Origin of the sequence: Rudaea sp. (assembly GCF_036383415.1) — a bacterium.
Taxonomy (GTDB): Bacteria; Pseudomonadota; Gammaproteobacteria; order Xanthomonadales; family Rhodanobacteraceae; genus Rudaea.
Genome location: NZ_DASVOK010000238.1, coordinates 1 through 2,225 on the forward strand (window position 1 = coordinate 1; position 2,225 = coordinate 2,225).

General features: G+C 62.4%; 4 protein-coding genes. All 4 read right to left on the reverse strand.

Features of this window, described 5'->3' with window-relative positions; translation table 11 throughout:
- Positions 1 to 454, reverse strand: a 454-nt coding sequence (locus VF497_RS09115) for a glutaminyl-peptide cyclotransferase (protein WP_330887885.1), incomplete at its 3' end; no start/stop codon positions are given.
- A complete protein-coding gene (gene rpiA / locus VF497_RS09120; protein ID WP_330887887.1) occupies positions 451 to 1,098 on the reverse strand; it encodes a ribose-5-phosphate isomerase RpiA in 648 nt (215 codons plus the stop codon). The genes VF497_RS09115 and rpiA, both read right to left, overlap by 4 nt.
- Positions 1,098 to 1,550, reverse strand: coding sequence for an EVE domain-containing protein (locus tag VF497_RS09125; RefSeq protein ID WP_330887889.1), 453 nt, complete (start codon positions 1,548 to 1,550; stop codon positions 1,098 to 1,100). Before VF497_RS09125 ends, rpiA begins: the two co-directional genes overlap by 1 nt.
- A complete protein-coding gene (locus tag VF497_RS09130) occupies positions 1,547 to 2,152 on the reverse strand; it encodes a 5-formyltetrahydrofolate cyclo-ligase (RefSeq protein ID WP_330887891.1) in 606 nt (201 codons plus the stop codon). The genes VF497_RS09125 and VF497_RS09130 overlap by 4 nt, the downstream gene beginning before the upstream one ends.
- Positions 2,153 to 2,225: the final 73 nt, after the last annotated feature.

Sequence of the window (2,225 nt, forward strand, 5' to 3'; positions counted from 1 at the left end):
ATGTGCCGTCGCTGAGCAGCAGGCTTTTGTCGTTGCGCGTCATGCCCCAGCCTTCGCCGGGATAGAAAAATTCCTTTTCGACCTTGTTCAGATCATCGATGTCGAGCACGAATCCGTGCTGCGTGCGCCAGGTCACCGCAATGAGTTTGTTCTTCCAGTCGACGATGCCCTCGCCGAAAAACGCCTGCGGCAGATCGTGTTGCTGCACCACGCGGCCGCTCTTCAGCTCGACCTTGCGAATCGACGAAGCGCCATTCATGCCGGTGCTTTCGAAAAGGAAGCCGTCGCGGAAAAACAGCCCCTCGGTGAACGCGCCACGATCGTGCGGATAGACGTGGACGACTTCGTACGAGTAGACCGGAATATCCGCCGTCGAGGCGACAGGCGCGGCCAGCGCGGCCAGCGCGGACAGGCCCGGCAGCGCCGAGGCGAGGACAAAGACCAACTTCTTCACGGCATCCGGTCGCCGCCGATCAACACGACATCGGCACAGCGCCGCGCGAACAGGCCGACGCAGACCACGCCGACGATCTGATTGAGTTCCGCCTCGAGCGCGGGCGGATCGACGATACGCAAACCATGCACGTCGAGGATCGCGTTGCCGTTGTCGGTAACGACGCCATCGCGCCACACCGGCTGGCCGCCGAGCTTGACCAGTTCGCGCGCGACGTAGCTGCGCGCCATCGGAATCACCTCGATCGGCAGCGGGAACTTGCCGAGCACATCGACGCGCTTGCTCGGATCGATCATGCAGACGAATTTCTTCGACGCCGCCGCGATGATCTTTTCGCGCGTCAGTGCCGCGCCGCCACCCTTGATCAGGTTCTTGTGCGGATCGCACTCGTCGGCACCGTCGATGTAGACGCCAAGCTCGCCGGCGGAGTTGAGATCGATGACGTCGATGCCGAAAGCTTTCAGTGCCGCCGTCGATTTTTCCGAACTCGACACGGCTGCCGTGATGCGGTCGCGAATCTTGCCGAGCTCGTCGATGAAGTGCATCACCGTCGAGCCTGTGCCAACGCCGACGATGCTGTTGTCCTCGACGTATTTGATCGCGGCTTGGGCGGCGAGGCGCTTCTGTTGTTCCTGCGGAGTCATCACTGTTCCAAAGACAAAATGAAATCCCACTGCGCCTTGGTCACCGGCAGCACCGAAAGGCGGTTGCCGCGCTGGACGAGAGCGAAATCCTTCAGCTCGGGGCGATCCTTGAGCTCGGTCAGCGTGATCGTGCGCTTGAGCTTGCGCTTGAACTTGACGTCGACCAGCGACCAGCGCGGCTCCGCATGCGAGGACTTGGCATCGAAGTAGTCGCTGTTCGGGTCGAACTGGGTTGGGTCGGGATGCGCTTCGGTGCCGACCGTGGCGATGCCGACGACGCCGGGTACCTCACAGCTTGAATGGTAGAACATCACCTCGTCGCCCTTGCGCATCGCGCGCATGTGGTTGCGCGCCTGATAGTTGCGCACACCGCTCCAAGGCTCGCTCTTGCGCGTTTTCAGATCGTCGATCGAAAACTCATCCGGTTCGGACTTCATCAGCCAGTAGTTCATGGGCGGCTCTCCGGTGGCGTGCAGTCGATCAGTTCTTTCTCGGTGGCGATAAAGTCGAGCGCGATGTCCCAATCCTGCGCAGGCAGCGTTGCGACCTCCTGAAAAGCGTAGCCGATTCCGACCAGCAGCGGTTGCGCGGGGCGTGACACGCCGCGCAGAAAGGCAAAGCTGCGATCGTAGTAGCCGCCGCCCATGCCGAGCCGCCGCCCGCTGCGATCGAATGCGGTCAGCGGTACGAGCACGAGGTTGAGCTGCCGCGGTGCCAGCAAATCGGCCGACGCATGCTCAGGCTCCGGAATACCGTAGCGATTGGGCGTCACCTGCGCACCGGGTTTCAGCGCTGCGAAGCGCAGAGTGCGGTCGCTCATCACGATCGGCAAAAAATAGGGCTGCTCGCGGGTGCGCAGCTGCGCCACGACCGCGTGCAGCGGCACTTCGCCGCCAATCGCCCAATAGCCGGCGATGCGCGGATCGACGAGGAATTCGGGAAGCTGTTCGAGGCTCGCCGCCACTGCGCTCGCCGCGGCGATGCGCTCGGCCGGCGTCAGACGCGCACGCTGCTCGCGCATTTTCGCGCGGATGGAGACCGGGTCGTCGACCATGCAGGAGAGTTTCTCAACGCGGATCAAAGCGGATTTTCTTGGATAAAAGCGGATTGATCATTCTGCTTGATCC